Below are 17,307 nucleotides of genomic sequence, written 5' to 3'. Positions count from 1 at the left end.
AGGGTGCTCGCGCCAGGGTTTCAGCAGGGAGCGGGCACCTCCCGGGTCCCCGGGTCAGCCGGCCGGCGGCTGGTACTTCTCGGCGATCGCGCGCGCGGTGTCGGTGTCCGGGCCGGGCTGGGCGACGAACACCGCCTCGCGGTAGTACCGCAGTTCGTCGATGCTCTCCCGGATGTCGGCGAGCGCCCGGTGGTTGCCGCCCTTCTGCGGACTGTTGTAGTACGCCTTCGGGTACCAGCGGCGGGCCAGCTCCTTGATCGAGGAGACGTCCACGATCCGGTAGTGCAGGTGACTCTCCAGGGCCGGCATGTCCCGGCTCAGGAAGCCGCGGTCGGTCGCGACCGAGTTCCCGCAGAGCGGCGTCCGGCCGGCCTCCGGCGCGTGCTCGCGCACGTACGCGAGGACCAGCGCCTCCGCCTCGGCGAGCGTCACGCCGTGCTCCAGCTCGTCGAGCAGCCCGGAGGAGGTGTGCATGGTCCGCACCACCTCGGGCATGTGCGCCACCGCCTCCGCCGGCGGGCGGATGATGACGTCGACACCCTCGCCGAGGATGTTCAGCTCGGAGTCGGTCACCAGCGCCGCGACCTCGACCAGGGCGTCCCGGTCGAGGTCGAGGCCTGTCATTTCACAGTCGATCCATACCAAACGGTCATTCACGCCACTCACCCTACGGCGCGATCACGCGCCACGGGCACCGATGGAGCCGAGCGGGGCGCCGGGGCGCAGGCCTCGGAGCCGTGTTCCTCCTGGGCGTGACCGTCCGGTTCACGGTTCTCCCGGCCGGGGTGGGCCGGATGCGTGGGACGGCCGTCCCGCGCGGCCCGGGCGTCGCGGGGCTCCCGGACACCATCCGGCGCGGCGGCCCGGCCGCCCTGCGGGCGGACCTGACCGGCCCGGGCCTGCCGGGCCCGCGCCTCGGGGGTCCCGGCCGGTGCGGGCGCCGGCAGCCGGCCTCCGGCCGCGCCGTGACCGCGTCCGGCCGCCGGGGACTCGTCCTGCGGCCGGTCGGCCGCGGTCCGGTGCCCCTGTCCCTGGCCGCGGGCGCCCGGTTGCGGGTGCCCGTCCTCGGCCGCGGCGTGCTCCGCCGTCCGGGGCGGCCGGCCCGCGTTCGGACCGGGCTGCGCCGGGACCATCGGCGGCCGTGCCGGGCCGCGTCCGGTTCCGGGCTGGCCGGGATGCTGCTGGTGCCCCGCCGGCTGGTGCGGGTACGGCTGCCCGGCCCGGGCGTGGACGCCCTGGCCGGACGGCTGACCGTGCTGCCCCGGGTGCGTCGCGGCGCCGCCCGGGAAGCCCGGCACCGACGCCTGCCCGTGCGCACCGTGCTGACCCGGGACCGTCCCGCCCGCCGGGGCGGCGGCCGTGGCGGGCTGCGGCACGGCCCCGGTCATCCGGAGGTCGTTGCCCTGCGCCGCGGCCTGGGCGGCCGAGACGCTGCCCGGCCGACGGGCCCGGTAACTGGTCCGGTAGGCGGCCGGCGAGACCCCGAGCTGGCGCCGGAAGTGCCCGCGCAGCGCCACCGGCGACCGGAAGCCGCAGCGGCGCGCGACGTCGTCCACCGACAGCTCCGAGGTCTCCAGCAGCCGCTGGGCCTGGAGCACCCGCTGGGTGATCAGCCACTGCAACGGCGCGCTGCCGGTGAGCGTGCGGAAACGCCGGTCGAAGGTCCGTCGGCTCATGTAGGCGCGAGCCGCCAGCACCTCGACGTCGAACTGCTGGTTGAGGTTCTCCAGCGCCCAGGTGACCACCTCGGCAAGCGGGTCGTTGCCGATCTCCTCAGGTAAAGACTGGTCGATGTACTGGGCCTGTCCGCCACCGCTGCGACGGCTCGGCACCACCAGCCGCCGGGCGAGCGCGTTGGCCGCCTCGGCGCCGTGGTCGCTGCGGACCACGTGCAGGCAGAGGTCGATCCCGGCGGCGGTGCCCGCCGAGGTCAGCACGTCGCCGTCGTCCACGAAGAGCTCGCGCGGGTCGACGTGGACCCGCGGGTAGCGCTTGGCCAGGGTCGGGGCGTACATCCAGTGGGTGGTCGCCGGGCGGCCGTCCAGCAGACCGGCGGCGGCGAGCACGAACGCGCCGGTGCAGAGGCCGATGATCCTGGCGCCCTCGTGGTGCGCCTTGCGGAGCGCCGTGATCGCCTCGACCGGCGGCGGCTGCGAGATCGAGCGCCAGGCCGGTACGACGATCGTCCCGGCCCGGGCGAGTGCCTCCAGCCCGTAGGGGGCGGAGAGGGTGAGGCCGCCGGTGGTGGCGAGCGGCCCCTCCTCGCCGGCGCAGACCAGGAGGCGGTAGCGCGGCACCCCGGCGTCCTGGCGGTCGACACCGAAGACGGAGAGCGGGATCGAGCTCTCGAAGATCGGTGCGCCGCCGAAGATCAGCACGGCGACGGTCTCGCGCCTGCGCCGGCCGGAGAGCTTGCGCGGCGAGACCGCTATCACCGGAGTCGAGGATCCGTTGAGGCCGGAGCCCGGTCCGCCGTGGCCGCCCGCGCCGTGTCCGCCCGCGCCGTGGCCGGACACCCCGAGCCCGAGCGATCCCGGCGGGATCCCGCCGGACGTTCCGGCGCCGGCCAGGGCCGGGCCGGAGAGCGCGCCGGTCGGAGCGGCGGCGAAGGTCGTGAATCCGCTCTCCTGTCCGCCCGGGTGGCCGCCCGGGTGACCGCCGCCGGGGTGGCCGCCAGGTTGGCCGGTAACCGACTGCCCGTGCCGGCCGTCCGAGCCGATGCCGTACCCGGTCCCGTGGCTGACTCCGGATCGGCTGACGGTGCGTCCGCCGTGCTCCGGGGAGGCCGGGAAGGGTGGGGTGCCCGGGGAGCCGGAGGCACCGGGGCCGCCGGGGGCGGCTGGTGCGGAAGTGGTTCCTGGGGCGGGTGTGGCCGCAGCGGAATAGGAGGGGTACGAGGCTGTGCCGGAGGTGCGGGTGTTGACGGCGGGGGCCTTGTTGCCGGTGCCTCTCGCGGAACGACCCGCGATGCCGGCCGCGGTCTGGCCGCTGTCAGGACCCGCGTCGCTCCTGCTCACCCTGCTCAAGGCGCTCAAGCCCCCTCGGTGGTGTGGTGTGGTGGTGCGGCACTGCTGGCCAAGATCGAATCTATCGGGTGGACCATTGCCGTTGTGACAAGTTCACCATCCGACGCTATGTCGACATGGCAATTTGGCGTGATGCATTCGATCACGAAGCGTGGCACCCGTCGACCCTTCTGGGAAGGGGGCCGGTGCAACGGTGGCTGGTTGTCGCGGGACGGGTCCTGGGACGTCCGGCTTCGGCGCACCCGGCCGGCGCGTCTGGGCTGCGGATTTGCCCAAGGGCGGGGGAGTCGCGCGAGATTGACCGAAAATCGGCGGTGCACGCGAGGGCGCACGGCCGATATGTGTGCGCCTCCCTGGCTTCATCCGGCCAGGGCCGGGGCCGGACAGCGCGGACGGGCCGTCAAGGCTACCGTCCTGGAGTGGAGATCCTCAGCCGGCTCGAACAGGCCAACGACAACGCCGCCGCACTCTGGCTGGCCCAGGCGCGTGCGCACGGCTGGCAGTACCTCACGCGCCCCGGCTTCACCGCGGTCCGCTGCGCCCGTACCCCGGACGACGCCCACCGCGTGGTGGTCACCCGCCCCACCGGCGAACCGGGAGCGGTGGAAGCGGAACTGACGGACCTGCTCGCCGCCTGGCACACCGTACGGCTCACCGTGGAGGACCCGTACGGCGGGCTGGACCTGACCCGCCAGGGCTGCGGCCACGGGCGGCGGATGGCGGTGATGGTGCGCGAGCCCGGTCCGCTGCCGCCGGAACGGCCGGCGACTGGCTCGGGAGGGTTCGCCGCAGAGGTGCTGACGGCGGGTGAGGTCCTGGAGGCGGAAGCCCTCGCCGAGGCCGAGCGCGCGATCGTCGACGGCTTCCCGATCCTGCCCCGGCAGCCCTGGACCGAGGGTGCCCAGCTGCCGGTGCGGCTCCTGGGCGAACCCGGCTGCCGGGCCTGGATCGGCCGGGTCGACGGCGTGACCGCCGGTGCCTGCCTGACCTACGACGACGGCCACGCCACCGGCGTCTACTGGGTCGCCACCCTGCCTGCCCAGCGCTCACGCGGAGTGGCCCGGGCGGTGCTGCGGACGGCGCTGGCCGCCGCACACCCCGACCGTCCGGCCACTCTGGTGGCCACCGAACTCGGCGAGCCGCTCTACCGCCGGCTCGGCTTCACCGAACTGGCCCGCACCCGCTGGTGGACGCGCTGAGCAGGCTCCCGGCGTAGCCGCCCGGCGGCGCGGCCTGTGCCGCCCGGACCCACCCGGGCACCCGGGCGCCCGGGTGCGTCTCGGGCGAGGACGCTCCGGTGCTTCGCCCGGCGACCACGGCGCGAGTCGCCCGCTATCCGGTCCGGGCGGCGCGGTGCGCCGGGGCCGCCGGGGCTCCGGCGGTTCGCGGGGAGGCGGCGGTGCCCGGACGCGGAACCCTGCGGGCCGGCGGCGCCGCGAACCTCGTCCGGGCGGGCGGCCCGCCCGTCGTCGACGGGAGCCCGACCGGCGGTTCCACCACGTCGGCGGTGCCCCCAGACGCGGAGTGCTCCGCGCCGTCGGCGGCAAACCCGCCGGGTCGGTTTCGGACAACGGACCCTGCCCCCGGATGCGGGGTGGCACAGTTCGTGGCGTTCGCGGCAACAGGCGCGTGCCCGTCGTCCAGGGCGGACGGCGAGAACTGTGCGCCTGACCGCACGCCGGTCTGCGCCCTCATGCCCGGCCCCGAGGACCTCGGGCCGATCGGCACCACGGCGACCCCGGTCGCGGTCACGCTTCCGGTCGTGACGACGGTCCCGGCCGCCGGGGTGCCGCCGGCCGTGATGCCGGTTCCGATCGGGACCGCGGCGCCGGCGGACGCCGTGACCGTCCCGGTCGGTGCCAGGGCGAGAGCCCTGGCACCGGGGATTCCCCGGTCCCGGGAACGGGGGACGCCCTCGGAGTCGCCGGCCCGCCGCCCGAGCGATCCGCCCGCCCGGATCCCCGGCCGGGGTGACGGAGCGACGCGGGCCGACAGCACCTGCCCGACGGCCTCCGGCAGCCCGGCCGCCTTCAGCGTGGGCCGGTAGCCGGGCTCGGCCCACGGACGGCCGTGGTGCAGCCAGACGCTGTGCAGGCCGGCCAGCTCGGCCCCGGCGATGTCGGCGGGGGCGTGGTCCCCGATCATCCAGGTGTGGCTGGCCCAGTCGCCGATCGGTGCGATGCCGCACCGCTGCGCGGCGATCTCGAAGATCAGCGGGTCCGGTTTGAGGCAGTCCGCCTCCTCGGAGATCACCCAGCCGTCGACCAGCGGACCGAGTCCGGTCCGGCGGATCTTCTCCAGCTGCGGCCCCGTGCCGCCGTTGCTGACGATCCCGAGCGTCCACCCGGCGGCCCGCGCCGCCCGCAGCGCGTCGATGTTGCGGGACGGGCAGTGGATGTGGGAGTTGATGCCGCGCCGGTAGTGGGCGAGAAGGCGGTCGAGTGACTCGTCCAGTCCGTAGCGGCGGCGGGCGGCGGACAGTACGGTGCTGCGCGGTACGTAGCCGCCGCCGTCGATGGTGGAGAGCCAGTCGACGTCGCCGGGCGGCAGCCCTCGTTCGGTCAGGAATTCCTGAGCCCAGGCCCGGAAAGCGGCGTCCCTGGGGAGCAGCGTGTTGTCGAGGTCGAGCAGGAGCAGGGGCATGCCGAGCATGGTGCCAGCGGCCGTGCCTATGCACCTGGCAAATGCCAGACGGCGTCGCGAACCCGTGCGAAATGGCCGAAACGGGGGCTCGGTGCCACACTCCGGGGGCGGCTGCGTCAGGTGGGGCTCGCCCTACGGGCCCCGGACGACCCGCCGCGGGCCCGCCGCGCGGTGATCGGGCGGCAACGGATCGTCATCGATCCATGACAGTCCGGTCACGGTGTCCCGGTGGCCTGTTGCGCCGCCCGGCCCGCTCCGTCAAGCTCCAGGGAACCTCTGTCGCCGGAGGGGCGCGTCAGCGTGCCCGGGGGCGTACGGCCGACGGGGGTTACATCCCCCGTTCGCGGGAACAGTGTCGCCCCGAGGTCTTGTGGCTGGGCCGAGTCCCCGGCCCGTCGTACTCTGAAAGGAACAGGTCACCAACGGTGGTGCGCGGCGCAGACCGACGTCGTCCCCTGGGCGGGCCTGCTGCTCGGGCAGCGATGTCCTCTCCTGTCAGCCCATCCCCTTCGAAGAGCCTTGTGCCATGGCTGGTTCTGAGTCCTTCCGACCGGTGGAGCCGGATGCGGACGTCCGGAGCAGTGGCCTCACCCGGCCCCTCCGCAACATCGTGCGCCGAGGCCGCCCCGGCTCGGGTTCCCGCCACCGGCGGGACGAGCACCGCGACGACCGCGCGGAGCCCCCGGTGACGGGCCGCCCCGGTCCGGGCGCCGACCGGCCGAGCGCCTCCGGCCCCACCCGCGCCGTCGGAGAACCGGCGGTCCGGCCGGCGTCCTCGCGTTCCTGCGACCCCGCCTTCCGTCACGGTGTGGTGGTGGGTTTCGACGGTTCGCTGTCGAGCGAGCGCGCTCTCGCCTACGCGGTGGGCATGGCCCGCCGCTCCCAGTGCGGACTGGTGATCGTGCACGTGGCCAACCGCCTGCCGGCCACCGTCTGGGCGGGCTGTGAACCGCCGGTCTTCGTCGACCTCCCCGACCACCGGACCGAGGTGCTCGGCCTGGAGCTCGCCTGCGCGGACTTCCTCGCCGGCGTCCCCTGGGTCCTGGTCGAACGGGGCGGCGACATCTGCCACGAGATCGAGGAGGTCGGCCGTGAGTACGCCGCCGACGCCATCGTGGTCGGCAGCACGCACGGCCTGCTCGGCAAGATCTTCGGATCCGTGTCGGGTCGCCTCGCCCGCCGGGCCAACCGTCCGGTGATCGTGATCCCCTGACGATTCGCCGGCTACGGCGTGGCGGGCCTGCCGCTGGGCCGAACGTGTCACCCCTGCCGGTGGGTCGGTACCGCGCTCCCGCCCGGCCGGGAAGCGCGGTGCGAAGAATGACAAGGTGATCAATCGGCCCACTCCGCCCGATTCCGGGCCGCCCGGACGTCCTCTCCGTCGTGCTCCCCGCCGTGTCACCGCCCTCCTCGTCCTGTCGGCCGCTGTGCCGGCACTCCTGCCGCTCGCGCTCCTCGCCGACGCCCCCGGGGCGTCGGCGCTCAGCCCGGCGGGCGGAGAAGCCCGTGGCGCGGTGCGGCTGGAGGTCCGCACCAACGGGGCCACCGGCACCGGGGTCCGGGTCCGGTCCGGCGAACAGCTGCTCCGGGTCTACCGGCTGGCGAACCAGGCGGAGTACCCGCTGACCGTCTCGGTCCTGAAGGACGCCCAGGTCTCCGGGGCCGCGGTGGTCTGCGGCGGGCAGCAGCCGTTCGTGCTCCCCGCCCTCGGTGTCGTCGAGTGCTCGGCCACCCTGCCGGCGCAGAGCGGTCAACAGCGGGCCGTCGTCCGCGTCGAGGCGGACGCTCCGAAGGGCCTCCCCAAGGCCGTCGTGACCGCGGAGGCCGGCTATCTCGGACTGGTCGCCGGGCTGACGCTGGCCCGGGTCGGCGTTCCGGCGGGCACGGGTGTGGTGACCCGTTCCGCAGCCCGTTCCGTCGCCCGTTCCGTCGTGCCGCCCGGGGACCGGGATGCGGTGGCCGACGGAGCCCTCCCGCCGGCTGGTCCGGCCTCCTCTCCCGAGCGGCTTCCCGGGCGTCGCGTCACCGTGGCACGGGTGGGCGGAGACGTCCTGCTGAGGTACCGGGTGGACGCGGTCGGGGACTCGCCGGTCAGCGCGGTCAGCGTGGTGGACCTCCTCCCCGGGGTGGGGCAGGTCAGCTGTCTCGGCCAGTCCGCGGCCGGTCTGCTGGAGCCGGGCCGGCCGTTGGACTGCACCGCCTCGGGCGAGGCCCGGCCCGGCAGGCACTCCGCCGTGGCCCGGGCCGAGGGCCTGGCAGCGGACGGGGCGGTCGGCCAGGACGGGCGCCCGCTGGCTCCCCGCCCGCTCGCGGCGGAGGCACCGGGGGAATACGAGGGCGAGGGCCCGGCTCCAGCCGCCCAACCGGGTACGCCCGCCCAGCCCGGGGCGGCAGCCCCGCCCGGCACGGCCGGCAATCCGGCGCCGCCGGGTACCGGCGGCGCTCCCGCTGCTCCAGGTGCTCCAGCCGTTCCCGGTGGAGCGGTGGCCGGGGCAGCGGCCCCCGGGGCGGTCAACCCGGCGGTCGCGCCCCCGGCGGCCGGTGCCGCAGCGGCAGCCGCTGCCGCCGCGAACGCTCCGCCGCCCAACCCGGCCGCGCCGCCGGCCGGTTCGGCTGCCGCTCCGAACGCCGCGGCAGCCGCAGCAGCAGCCGCGGCCCCCGGGGCAGCCGCGCCCGCCAACGCGGCAGCCGTCGCGGGGGCGGCAGCCGCAGCGGCTGCCGCTGCCGCCGGCCAGAGCGCCGCTGCCCAGGCCGCCGCTGCTGCTGCCGCTTCCGCTGCCGTGGCGGCGGCAACCGGGTCGGCAGTGCCCTTCCGTCCGGGTACCGCGCTCTTCGGACTTCCGGCGAGCCCCTTCCAGGCCGTGCCCGCCCCGGCGGCGGCCGGGGCGGCAGGCGCGGCCGGGAGCGGCGCGGCGGGTGCCCCGGGTGGTGCCGCGAATGGTGGGGCGGGTGGCGCGGGCGCCGACGCCCGGAACCCCGGTGCGGGCGCCGACGCCCGGAACCCCGGTGCGGGCGATACGGGCGTGGGTTCCGGCAGTTCGGGTGGAGGAGTGGCTGCGGCCGCCCAGGGGCCGGACGGCTCGCCGTTCGACTGGGAGAGCGGATGGGGCACCGGCGAAGTGCTGATGCTGCTGATGGCGATCATGCTTCCGGTCCTTGTGGTCCTGGCCGCCGCCACGATGGTGCGCAAGCGCCCCGGTGGTGGCCCCGGAGGCCGTAGTGGATCATGAACCTCTGAGGGAGAGCCCGTAGATGTGGGTCAACGTCGTCGCGGTGCTGGCCGGTGCGGCTCTCGCCGTAGTGATCGGTCTCGGTATCGGGCGGCTTCGCTCCTCCCCGGACGACGAGGGGAACTCGTCCGCGGTCGGCTTCGTGAGTGCGGCCGTGCTCGGGTTCTTCGCCCTCTTCACGGGCTTCGCCGTCGCCGGCGCCTGGCAGGAGCTCAGCGACGCGCGTCGGCACACCTACGAGGAGTCCCGCGCGCTCACCGAGGTGTACTGGTCCGCGCGGCTGCTGCCGGGACCGGACCGTCCGGTGGTACGGCAGCGGCTGCGGGCGTACACCCGGCAGGTGATCGACGAGGAGTGGGTGCAGCTGGGGCAGGGACACGGCAGTGCCGAGGCGTGGGTGTCGATCGACCGGGTCCGGATCGCGGCGGACGCGGTACGGACCGAGGACCCGGTCGAACTCGGTGCCAAGGCGGACACGTTGAGAGGGCTGGAGGATGCCTACGCACGGCGGACGGCCCGGCTGGCCGACGTCGGCTCGCGGGCGCCGACACTGGAGTTGTGGGGTCTGGTGGTGGGAGCGGTGGTCGTGCTGGCCGTGCCGCCGCTGATCGGGCTGACCGCCGGCGGGCGCAATCTGGTGCTGATGGGGTTCATGGGCGCTGCGGTGGCGTTCGCGGTCGGTCTGGTGTTCCAGCTCAGCGGCCCGTTCGACGGCACGGTGAAGGTCGAACCGGCGGCGTTCGAACTCGCGCTCACCCGGTACGAGCAGATCGACGTCGGCGACCGCGGTGCGGTCGGGCCGCCCCTCCCGTGACCCTCCGGCCCCGCCCACCGGCCGGCCGGTGCGCGGCGGACGGGGCGGGAGGATCGACGGACGGGGACGTGTCGTCGTGTGCGGACAGGGCTTGCGGGCGCTCTCTCAGGAGACGCCGAGCTCGCGGGCGATGAGCATGCGCTGGACCTCCGAGGTGCCCTCGCCGATTTCAAGGATCTTGCAGTCGCGCCAGAAGCGGGCGACCGGGAACTCGTTCATGAAGCCGTACCCGCCGTGGATCTGGGTCGCCTCGCGGGCGTTGTCGACGGCGGCCTCCGACGAGTACAGCTTGGCGATCGCGGCCTCCTTCTTGAACGGTTCCGAGTGCAGCAGCCGGGACGCGGCGTCCCGCCAGGCGAGGCGGGAGGTGTGGGCGCGCAGCTCCATGTCGGCGAGCTTGAACTGGATCGCCTGGTTGGTGCCGATCGTCCGGCCGAAGGCCCGGCGCGTACCGGCGTAGGAGACGGACTGGTCCACGCAGCCCTGGGCCAGGCCGGTGGCCAGGGCGGCGATCGCGATGCGGCCCTCGTCGAGGATCCGCAGGAACTGGGCGTAGCCGCGGCCGCGCTCACCCAGCAGGTTGGCCGCGGGGACGCGGCAGTCGGTAAAGGACAGTTCGCGGGTGTCGGATGCGTTCCATCCGACCTTCGAGTACTTCTTCGACACCTGGAACCCGGGGGTGCCGCTGGGCACGATGATGGAGGAGATCTCGCGCCGTGGCGAGGAGAATTCGCCCCCTTCACTCGAACGAGCGAGCGGTTCGGTGAGCGCGGTGACGGTGACCAGACCGGTGATGTCGGTGCCGGAGTTGGTGATGAAGCACTTGGTGCCGTTGATCACCCACTCGTCGGTGGCCTCGTCGTACCGGGCGGTGGTGCGGGTGGCGCCCGCGTCGGAACCGCCCTCGGGCTCGGTCAGTCCGAACGCGCCGAGCAGCTCGCCGGAGGTCAGGCGGGGCAGCCACTCGCGCTTCTGCTCCTCCGTCCCGAAGCGGTAGATCGGCATCGCTCCGAGCGAGACCGCCGCCTCCAGGGTGATGGCGACCGAGGAGTCGACCCGGGCGAGCTCCTCCAGCGTCAGGCAGAGCGCGAAGTAGTCGCCGCCCATGCCGCCGTACTCCTCGGGGAAGGGCAGGCCGAACAGGCCCATCCGTCCCATCTCCCGGACGATCTCGTAGGGGAACTCGCCCTGCTCGTAGTACTCGCCGATCTTCGGGGCGACCACGTCCTGGGCGAATTCGGCCACGGTGCGCCGCAGTTCCTCGTGCTCGGTGTTCAACCGGTGGTCGAGCATGATGATCCTCCTGAGGCCCCGCCGGGTGGGCGCGGGCTTGATCGGGACGACCGCCGTCCGTTCGGTGGTGTGGCGGACGCGCGGTGTGATGAGGGGGGAAGGGCGGGGCCCGGACGAGCGGATGGGCGGCCGGGGACCCCCGCCGGCGTCAGTCCTGGCCGGCGCCGGGGCCCAGCAGGGCCCGGACCGTCCGGGACGGGCTCGGGCGACCGAGCCGTCTCGCCATCCAGCCGCTGGTGGCGACCAGGGCGCGGAGGTCGACACCGGTGCGGATGCCGAGTCCGTGCAGCATCCACACCAGGTCCTCGGTGGCCAGGTTCCCGGTGGCGCTCTTGGCGTACGGGCAGCCGCCCAGGCCGCCCGCCGAGGCGTCGACCACCGTGATCCCGGAGCGCAGCGCGGCCAGCGTGTTGCTGAGCGCCTGGCCGTAGGTGTCGTGGAAGTGCACCGCGAGCCGTCCCGCCGGCACCCCTGCCTCGGCGAACCCGTCCAGCAGGGCGGTGACCTGGCCCGGGGTGGCCACGCCGATGGTGTCGCCGAGGCTCAGCTCGGTGCAGCCCATCTCCAGCAGCCGCACCCCGAAACCGATCACCTGGGCGGGCGGGACCGGGCCCTCCCAGGGGTCGCCGAAGCACATCGACAGGTAGCCGCGGACCCGGACCCCGGCGGCCGTGGCGCGCTCCACCACGGGCCGGAACATCTCCATCGCCCCGTCCGCCGACCGGTTGAGGTTGCGTCGGGCGAACGTCTCGGTGGCGCTGGCGAAGACCGCGACGTCCTCGGCGCGGTGGGCCAGCGCACGGTCCAGCCCGCGCTCGTTGGGCACCAGGACCGGCAGGCGCAGCCCGGGACGCCCGCTCGGCAGACCGGCGAGCCGGGGCATCAGCTCCTCGGCGTCGGCGAGCTGGGGTACCCACTTCGGGTGAACGAAGCTGGTGGCCTCGACGGTCCGCAGGCCGGCGTCGGCGAGCCGGGCGATGAACTCGGCCTTGACCTCGACCGGGACGAGGGCGCTCTCGTTCTGCAGCCCGTCTCGCGGTCCGACCTCGTGGATCCGGACCTCCGCGGGCAGGCCGGGCGCCCGGACCGGGGCCGGCAGGCCCAGGTCGAGCGCGTCGGGCTCGTGCGCGGGGGTGGCGGCGGTCACGGCCGCACCTCGGCTCCGGCGCCCTCGGCGGGGGCCGGTGCGGCCCCGGCGGGGGTGACCACGACCAGCAGTTCCTCCATCGCGACGGTGGCGCCCGCGGTGGCCCGCAGCTCGCTCACCGTCCCGTCGTGCGGGGCGGCGATCACGTGTTCCATCTTCATGGCCTCCAGGACGAGCAGGGGCTGGCCCTTGCGGACGGTCTCGCCGGCCGTGGTCTTCACGACCGTGACGGTGCCGGGCATCGGTGCGGTCAGGGCGCCGTGGTGGGCCGCGCCGGCGGCGGCGTTCCCGCCGACGGCGTCGTGGCCGTGCACCGGCCAGGCGTCGCCGTCGATCCCGAGCCACGTCACCGGACCGGCCGCGGTGCCGGGGGCCCGGTCGGCGGCCAGCGCGAAGGTCGTCCGCAGGCCGTCCACGGTGAGGCGGAGCCGGTCGCCGGACCGGGTGGCCCGGGCGCGGTGGACCGGCCCGGCGCCGAGCCGGATCTCCACCTCGGGGGCGCCGCCGGGCGGATTGTCGGTGGCCTCGGATACGTTGCCCGCAGTGATCGAACGGATGCGCACCGACACCGGGTCCTGGCCGGGGGTACGGAGTCGGTGGGTGGTCCAGGCGGGGGCGCCGCCCAGGCGCCAGCCGGAGGGAAGGGAGAAGGGGTCGGTCCAGCCGTCGTGGTCGGCGGCGGGGGTCAGGTCCAGGTGCCGTGCGAGCGCGGCGGCGTAGTAGAGGAGGTGGGCGGGTGTCGGTGACCCGGGCGGCAGCGCGTCGGGTGCCGCGGCCTCCGGGGCTCCGGAGGCCGGGGCTTCCGGGGCTTCGGTGTCCGGTGCGGGCGCGGCGGCCGGGGAGTAGGGCGAGGCGAGCAGCCCGGGCTGCTGCTGCGCGGTCTGCTCCACCAGGCCGGTGTCGAGCCGTCCGGCGGCGACCTCGGGGTGGGCGAGCAGTCGCCGCAGGAAGCCGGTGTTGGTGGTGACGCCGAGGATCCGGGTGTCGGCCAGTGCGGCGCGGAGGCGTCGCAGCGCGGTCGGCCGGTCGGGTCCGTAGGCGATGACCTTGGCGAGCATGGGGTCGTAGGAGCTGGTGATGACGGTCCCCGGGGCGACCCCGGAGTCCACCCGGATGCCTTCGCCCCGTGGTTCGTCGAGGAGCAGGATGCGTCCGCCGGTGGGCAGGAAGTCCCGTTCCGGGTCCTCGGCGCAGATCCGGGCCTCGATGGCGTGGCCCAGGAAGGAGATGTCGGACTGGGTGAAGGCGAGGTGTTCGTCCGCGGCGATCCGCAGCTGCCACTCGACCAGGTCGAGCCGCCGGGGCCGGTCCGCTCCCGGGTCGGTGACGGCCGGATCGTCGGCGTCCCGACCGTCCGTGTCCGGATCACCCGCGGTCGAACCTGACGCAGACGAACCCCGGGAGCGCGAGCCGCCCACGGAGACGGCCAGCTCGGTGACGGGGTGTTCCACCTGGAGGCGGGTGTTCATCTCCATGAAGAAGAAGTCCCGCACCCCCTCGGTGGGGGTGGGGGAGTCCGGGTCGACGCCGGGGACGATGAACTCCACGGTGCCGGCGCCGGTGTAGCCGCAGGACTCGGCGGCCCGGACGGCGGCGGCGCCCATCGCGGCGCGGGTCTCGGCATTGAGCAGGACGGAGGGAGCCTCTTCGATCAGCTTCTGGTGGCGGCGCTGAAGGCTGCACTCGCGTTCGCCGAGGTGGACGGTGGTGCCGTGGGCATCGGCGAGCACCTGGACCTCGATGTGGCGCGGCCGGTCGATCCAGCGCTCCAGCAGCAGGGTGTCGTCGCCGAAGGCGGTGCGGGCGACGCGCCGGGCGGCGGCGATCTCGGAGGGCAGGTCGGCCGGGTCGCGGACCAGCCGCATGCCCTTGCCGCCGCCACCGGCGGACGGCTTCAGCAGGACCGGGTAGCCGATCTCGTCGGCGGCCGCGACGAGTGCGTCGTCGCTGGGCGCGGTGGCACGGCTGCCGGGCACCACCGGCACGCCGGCGGCCCGTACGGCCTCCTTGGCGTTGATCTTGTCACCCATCAGCTCGACCGCGGCGGGAGGAGGACCGATGAAGACGAGGCCCGCTTCTGCGCAGGCGCGGGCGAAGGAGGCGTTCTCGGCGAGGAAGCCGTAGCCGGGGTGGACGGCCTGGGCGCCGGTCCGGCGGGCGGCGGCGAGGATCTGGTCGGTCCGCAGGTAGGTTTCGGCGGCCGAGCTGTCGCTGCGGTCGGCAGGGCCGAGCCGGACCGCGACGTCGGCCTCGCGGACGTGCGGGGCGTCCGCGTCGGCATCGCTGAACACGGCGACCGAGCGCACGCCGAGACGCCGCAGGGTGCGGATCACCCGGACGGCGATCTCGCCGCGGTTGGCGACCAGAACTGTGTCGAACATGGGAGGCGTTCCTCCGGGTCGAGGGGGAGCCGTACGTGAGGAGGTGGTCGAGCGGGAGCGGCGGTCGGACCGCGGTGGCGGCGCTGCGGCGCCGTCGGACGGGGGCGTCCGGCGGGTCGACGGCCCGCGCGTCCGCGCACGGGGCCGCCTGCCGAAGGCCCGCCGGTGGAGGGCCTTCGGCGGACGACCTACATGCGGAAGACGCCGAACGGGCCGGGCGGCGGCAGCGGGGCGTTGGCGCAGGCCGTCAGGGCCAGGCCGAGGATGGTCCGGGTGTCCATCGGGTCGATCACTCCGTCGTCCCAGAGCCGGGCGGTGGCGTAGTAGGCGTTGCCCTGGCGGTCGTACTGCTCGCGGACGGGGCGCTTGAACTCGTCCTCCGCCTCGGCCGGCCACTCCTCGCCGTGCGCCTCTAGCTGGTCACGGCGGACGGTGGCCAGCACCGAAGCGGCCTGCTCGCCGCCCATCACGGAGATCTTGGCGCCCGGCCACATCCACAGGAAGCGGGGTGAGTACGCCCGGCCGCACATCGAGTAGTTGCCGGCTCCGTACGAGCCGCCGATCACCACCGTCAGCTTCGGGACGCGGGTGCAGGCGACGGCGTTGACCATCTTGGCGCCGTGCTTGGCGATGCCGCCCGCCTCGTACTGCCGGCCGACCATGAACCCGGTGATGTTCTGCAGGAAGAGGAGGGGGATGCCCCGCTGGTCGCACAGCTCGATGAAGTGGGCGCCCTTGAGGGCGGACTCGGCGAACAGCACGCCGTTGTTGGCGACGATGCCGACCGGGTGGCCGTGGATCCGGGCGAAGCCGGTCACCAGGGTCGCGCCGTACTCGGCCTTGAACTCGGCGAACCGGCTGCCGTCGACGAGCCGCGCGATCACCTCGCGCACGTCGTAGGGCGTGCGCGGGTCGACCGGCACGGCCCCGTACAGGCCGGCCGGGTCGACGGCCGGCGGTTCGGCCGGGGCGAGCGGCCACGGCCGGGCCGCGCGCGGCCCGAGTCCCGCGACGATGGTGCGGACGATCGAGAGGGCGTGGGCGTCGTCCTCGGCGAGGTGGTCCGTGACGCCGGAGGTCCGGGAGTGCAGGTCGCCGCCGCCCAGCTCCTCGGCGGTCACCACCTCGCCGGTCGCGGCCTTCACCAGCGGCGGCCCGCCGAGGAAGATCGTGCCCTGGTTGCGGACGATGACGGCCTGGTCGCTCATCGCCGGGACGTACGCGCCGCCCGCCGTGCACGAGCCGAGCACGGCGGCGATCTGCGGGATCCCGGCCGCCGAGAGGCGGGCCTGGTTGTAGAAGATCCGGCCGAAGTGGTCGCGGTCCGGGAAGACCTCGTCCTGCATCGGGAGGAAGGCACCGCCGGAGTCGACCAGATAGATGCAGGGGAGCCGGTTCTCCAGCGCGACCTCCTGCGCGCGCAGGTGCTTCTTGACCGTCATCGGGTAGTAGGTGCCGCCCTTGACGGTGGCGTCGTTGGCGACCACGACGACCTCCCGTCCGGCGACCCGGCCGATGCCCGCGATCACCCCGGCGGCCGGTGCGGCGCCGTCGTACATCCCGTCGGCCGCCAGCGGGGCCAGTTCGAGGAAGGGGGAGGCCGGGTCGAGCAGGGTGTCCACACGGTCGCGGGGGAGCAGCTTGCCGCGCGAGGTGTGCCGGGCCCTGGCCTTGGCGCCTCCGCCGAGCGAGGCGGCGCCGAGCTTCTCGCGGAGCTCGGCGACCAGCGCCCGGTGGGCGGCGGTGTTGCTCCGGTAGGCCTCCGACCCGGGGTCGGCGGCGGTGTCCAGCCGTGGTGCCGGTGCGGCGCCACCAGGGGCGACGGACCCGAAGGCTGCGCCGGTCGCCGGGGTGCCGGTCGCGGAGCTGCCGTTGACGCCGGCAGCTGCTCCGGCGGTGGAGATGACCATTCCAAGAGCTCCCTTGCCCTCGGTGGCAGGTGGGCCGGCAGAGCCTGGTGAGCCTGCGGCCCCCACACGTTAATGAACGTTAACTTCTGTCGCCCAGGTTAACGACCGATAACCCCACTGTCTACGATGGGCCTCATGTCGAACGCCCCATCCGCCTCAGGGCTCCCGCGCCGCGACCAGATCCGGAAGGAGGCCGCGAGGCTGTTCGCCGCCCGCGGCTTCCTCGGTGTCGGGGTGGACGAGATCGGCAGGGCCGTCGGCATCAGCGGCCCCGGGCTCTACCGGCACTTCGCGGGCAAGGACGCGATGCTCGCCGACCTGCTGATCGGCATCAGCGAGCGACTCCTTGAGGAAGGGCGCCGCCGAGCGGGTGGCAGTGACGGTCCGGCCGCGGCACTGGACGCGCTGATCGGCAGGCACGTGGACTTCGCGCTCGACGACCGCGACCTGATCACCCTGCACGACCGGGAGCTGCTGAACCTCCGGACGGAGGACCGCCGGACGGTCCGCCGGCTCCAGCGCGGCTACGTGGAGCTCTGGGTGGACGTGGTCCGCCAGGCCTACCCGTCGCTCGCGGCCCCGGCGGCGGAGCCGGTCGCCCGCGCGGCCGTGCACGCCGTCTTCGGGCTGATCAACTCGACCCCGCACAGCCTCGGCCCGAACCCCGCCCAGGACGAGCGGGCCGGACTCCAGCGCGACGCGATGGCCGCGCTGCTGCACAGCCTCGCGCACGGCGCCTTCGCGGCCGCCGCCGGAGCGGTCGCCGCAGGCGCCGTCGCGGCCACCGGCGGCCACGAGAGTGCCGATTCCGCCGTCGTCGCGCCCGCATCGGCGGACACGCCCGCCGACGCCGCCACGACCAC

The 17,307-nt window shown here is 74.7% G+C and carries 10 protein-coding genes and 2 pseudogenes; 5 read left to right on the top strand and 7 right to left on the bottom strand.

Annotated elements, in window-relative coordinates; translation table 11 throughout:
* Window positions 1-54 precede the first annotated feature (54 nt).
* The gene (gene orn / locus ACFWIC_RS30945) at window positions 55-657 is read right to left on the bottom strand and encodes an oligoribonuclease (protein WP_329951056.1); all 603 of its coding nucleotides are present in this window, start codon (window positions 655-657) and stop codon (window positions 55-57) included.
* 587 nt (window positions 658-1,244) lie between these two features.
* Window positions 1,245-2,435 (bottom strand): annotated as a pseudogene (locus ACFWIC_RS30940) (helix-turn-helix domain-containing protein); the annotation flags it as partial.
* Between the two features lie 1,010 nt (window positions 2,436-3,445).
* Here ACFWIC_RS30940 and ACFWIC_RS30935 point away from each other — a divergent pair.
* Window positions 3,446-4,225, top strand: coding sequence for a GNAT family N-acetyltransferase (locus ACFWIC_RS30935; protein WP_380520545.1), 780 nt, complete (start codon window positions 3,446-3,448; stop codon window positions 4,223-4,225).
* A 133-nt stretch (window positions 4,226-4,358) separates the two neighbouring features.
* On the opposite strand, the gene ACFWIC_RS30930 is transcribed toward ACFWIC_RS30935, so the two are convergent.
* Window positions 4,359-5,669 carry an HAD-IA family hydrolase gene (locus tag ACFWIC_RS30930; RefSeq protein ID WP_380520544.1) on the bottom strand — a complete coding sequence of 437 codons (1,311 nt, stop codon included), beginning with the start codon at window positions 5,667-5,669 and terminating at the stop codon, window positions 4,359-4,361.
* Between the two features lie 685 nt (window positions 5,670-6,354).
* Between ACFWIC_RS30930 and ACFWIC_RS30925 the strand changes: the two genes are divergently transcribed.
* From ACFWIC_RS30925 to ACFWIC_RS30915, 3 genes are all read left to right on the top strand, one after another.
* Window positions 6,355-6,882, top strand: a complete 528-nt coding sequence (locus ACFWIC_RS30925; protein WP_380364626.1) for a universal stress protein — start codon at window positions 6,355-6,357, stop codon at window positions 6,880-6,882.
* A gap of 214 nt (window positions 6,883-7,096) precedes the next feature.
* On the top strand, window positions 7,097-8,899 hold the full coding sequence (locus tag ACFWIC_RS30920; protein ID WP_380520543.1) for a hypothetical protein: 1,803 nt from the start codon (window positions 7,097-7,099) through the stop codon (window positions 8,897-8,899).
* A 22-nt stretch (window positions 8,900-8,921) separates the two neighbouring features.
* On the top strand, window positions 8,922-9,713 hold the full coding sequence (locus ACFWIC_RS30915) for a hypothetical protein (protein WP_380520542.1): 792 nt from the start codon (window positions 8,922-8,924) through the stop codon (window positions 9,711-9,713).
* A 105-nt stretch (window positions 9,714-9,818) separates the two neighbouring features.
* Here the strand turns inward: ACFWIC_RS30915 and ACFWIC_RS30910 are convergent, their stop codons facing one another.
* The 4 genes from ACFWIC_RS30910 to ACFWIC_RS30895 all read right to left on the bottom strand — a co-directional run bounded on the left by ACFWIC_RS30910 (window position 9,819) and on the right by ACFWIC_RS30895 (window position 16,444).
* Window positions 9,819-11,006: an acyl-CoA dehydrogenase family protein gene (locus tag ACFWIC_RS30910; RefSeq protein WP_329883726.1), complete on the bottom strand. Its 1,188-nt coding sequence runs from the start codon at window positions 11,004-11,006 to the stop codon at window positions 9,819-9,821.
* 148 nt (window positions 11,007-11,154) lie between these two features.
* Window positions 11,155-12,153 (bottom strand): hydroxymethylglutaryl-CoA lyase, encoded by a 999-nt coding sequence (locus tag ACFWIC_RS30905; protein WP_380520541.1) that lies wholly within the window; start codon window positions 12,151-12,153, stop codon window positions 11,155-11,157.
* Window positions 12,150-14,534: an acetyl/propionyl/methylcrotonyl-CoA carboxylase subunit alpha gene (locus ACFWIC_RS30900; protein ID WP_380520540.1), complete on the bottom strand. Its 2,385-nt coding sequence runs from the start codon at window positions 14,532-14,534 to the stop codon at window positions 12,150-12,152. Before ACFWIC_RS30900 ends, ACFWIC_RS30905 begins: the two co-directional genes overlap by 4 nt.
* A gap of 188 nt (window positions 14,535-14,722) precedes the next feature.
* Window positions 14,723-16,444 (bottom strand): carboxyl transferase domain-containing protein, encoded by a 1,722-nt coding sequence (locus ACFWIC_RS30895; RefSeq protein ID WP_380520539.1) that lies wholly within the window; start codon window positions 16,442-16,444, stop codon window positions 14,723-14,725.
* Window positions 16,445-16,579: 135 nt separating this feature from the next.
* On the opposite strand from ACFWIC_RS30895, the pseudogene ACFWIC_RS30890 reads away from it, so the two are divergent.
* A pseudogene (locus ACFWIC_RS30890) lies at window positions 16,580-17,215 on the top strand (TetR/AcrR family transcriptional regulator); the annotation flags it as partial.
* Window positions 17,216-17,307 lie beyond the last annotated feature (92 nt).

Source organism: Kitasatospora sp. NPDC127035 (assembly GCF_042726075.1).
Classification (GTDB): Bacteria; Actinomycetota; Actinomycetes; order Streptomycetales; family Streptomycetaceae; genus Kitasatospora.
The sequence above is the reverse complement of the archived record's forward strand: the minus strand, read 5'-3'. Positions and strand labels throughout refer to the sequence as shown.

Excerpts from the sequence above, each read along its gene's own strand:
- ACFWIC_RS30915 (WP_380520542.1), top strand. The coding sequence starts at position 8,922 with ATGTGGGTCAACGTCGTCGCGGTGCTGGCCGGTGCGGCTCTCGCCGTA.
- ACFWIC_RS30895 (WP_380520539.1), bottom strand. The coding sequence starts at position 16,444 with ATGGTCATCTCCACCGCCGGAGCAGCTGCCGGCGTCAACGGCAGCTCC.
- ACFWIC_RS30910 (WP_329883726.1), bottom strand. The coding sequence starts at position 11,006 with ATGCTCGACCACCGGTTGAACACCGAGCACGAGGAACTGCGGCGCACC.
- ACFWIC_RS30900 (WP_380520540.1), bottom strand. The coding sequence starts at position 14,534 with ATGTTCGACACAGTTCTGGTCGCCAACCGCGGCGAGATCGCCGTCCGG.
- ACFWIC_RS30930 (WP_380520544.1), bottom strand. The coding sequence starts at position 5,669 with ATGCCCCTGCTCCTGCTCGACCTCGACAACACGCTGCTCCCCAGGGAC.